The sequence below is a fragment of the Paenibacillus thermotolerans genome (genome assembly GCF_028745515.1).
Taxonomy (GTDB): domain Bacteria; phylum Bacillota; class Bacilli; order Paenibacillales; family YIM-B00363; genus Paenibacillus_AE; species Paenibacillus_AE thermotolerans.
In genome coordinates, this window is record NZ_JAQZSG010000083.1 from 1 (window position 1) to 1,684 (window position 1,684).

Sequence of the window (1,684 nt, forward strand, 5' to 3'; positions counted from 1 at the left end):
CTACGACGGCATGAATAACTAACAGGAATTTCCTGAAGGTTTGTCGAAGTAATAGTGGTCAGACTTTAAAAGGAGTTAGCCACGTTGCTTCCTAAAAACCGCCTTCAACCACAACGAAAAGTGTACTTAAGACCTGAACAGAAAAACTGTCCACATTGCGGTCAAAAATTACGCCGTTCGCATACCGCATGGAATAAGAAGATCGCGACTCTGAAAGAAGTCGTTCATGTATGGAGTATGGCATACCGCTGCGAAAATTCGGATTGCCCAAAACAAGGCGTGCACTACAAATCGGCAGAGGCAGAGGCAATCAGCATGAAGCACTCGCCTTACGGCTTTGACGTGATTTGTCTTGTTGGCGAACTTCGTTTTAAACGCCATATGACCCGGAAAGAAATCGCAGACGAGCTGAATGCCCGTGGTGTACAGGCATCCGAACGCGGTGTGCAAAACTTGTACGAACGGTACCAGACCCTTCTTGCTGCCAGTCTCACGGAACATACACAGAAAGTGCTTGCCGAAGTGACGGAACAAAATGGCGGTATCATCCTATCGATGGATGGTGTCCAACCCGAGAAAGGCAACGAGACTTTGTATGTGATCCGTGAAGTATTCAGTGGCACGGTACTAATGGCCAAGAACATGAAGAGCGGTTCATCCGTTGAATTACAGACACTCATTCAACCTATTATCGATCTAGGTTTTCCAATCGTCGGGATCATCAGCGACGGTCAACATTCCATCCGGCTTGCCATGGAGGCGCTGTTGCCCGATGTCCCTTACCAATATTGTCAGTACCATTATTTAAAGGACATCGCCAAACCGGTTGTAGACGTTGACAGGAAGTTAAAGACCGAGTTGAAGAAAAGCATGCGCGGTATCCGCGACGTTGAGCGAAAAATCGAGCAAACCGATTCACCGGAAGCAACGATTGCCAAGGGATATGTTGCAGCCGTACGCGCTCTGCTCCTGGAGGACGGTAATCCTCCACTCGATTTACCCGGAATGCGCATCTACGAACAAGCACAAGCCATTCAAGCATCTCTTCAAAAATGCTTGGATAAAAAAGGGGGCCACTCTACTTAAAAGTGTTTTCAGAATATTCAGTAAGGTAGACGCGCTACAGCAACAGTTCGAGGCGGTCGCCCGCTGGATGAAGCCGCTTCGGCATATCGCTGCCATTTTAGAACCGAGCATGGATAAGACCAGCCAAACGGTTGAGTGGGAAATGCAAAAGCTTTTGGACTGGGTGGAGATTACCTACACGGACGAAGCCGATGCAGCTATGGTGAAAAATTTGCTTAGTTACAGCAAAGGCTTCTGGAAAGGGTTGTTTACGTGTTACGACCATTACCATGTGCCGAGAACAAACAACGACTTAGAACGCTTCTTTCGAGCTACGAAGACACGTCATCGCCGAATGACAGGTCTTCGCAGTTGGAACGAACATATACTTCGGAACGGCGAGTTGGTCGTACTTGTAGATGATGGATTAAAACAGGAAAACCTTATTGCTCGATTTCAGATGGTAGACTATGCCGACTACAGAAAACAAAAAGACAAATGGAGCGATCGCTTGAGTGACAGCGTTGCACGCAAACGTTTTAGACGCGACCCTCAGTTTTATTTAAAAAACCTAGAAAACCTTTGGAACAATGATTGTTCGTTAAACATGCCGTCGTAG

2 protein-coding genes are annotated in these 1,684 nt (G+C 47.0%); both read left to right on the forward strand.

Annotated elements, in window-relative coordinates:
- Nucleotides 1–84 precede the first annotated feature (84 nt).
- Nucleotides 85–1,086, forward strand: coding sequence for a transposase (locus PT964_RS26290; RefSeq protein ID WP_274366324.1), 1,002 nt, complete (start codon nt 85–87; stop codon nt 1,084–1,086).
- A 67-nt stretch (nt 1,087–1,153) separates the two neighbouring features.
- Nucleotides 1,154–1,684: a transposase gene (locus tag PT964_RS26295; protein ID WP_274366325.1), complete on the forward strand. Its 531-nt coding sequence runs from the start codon at nt 1,154–1,156 to the stop codon at nt 1,682–1,684.

What these genes read in the sequence shown, in the direction of transcription:
- PT964_RS26295 (WP_274366325.1), top strand. Translation starts at nt 1,154, where the DNA reads ATGAAGCCGCTTCGGCATATCGCTGCCATTTTAGAACCGAGCATGGAT.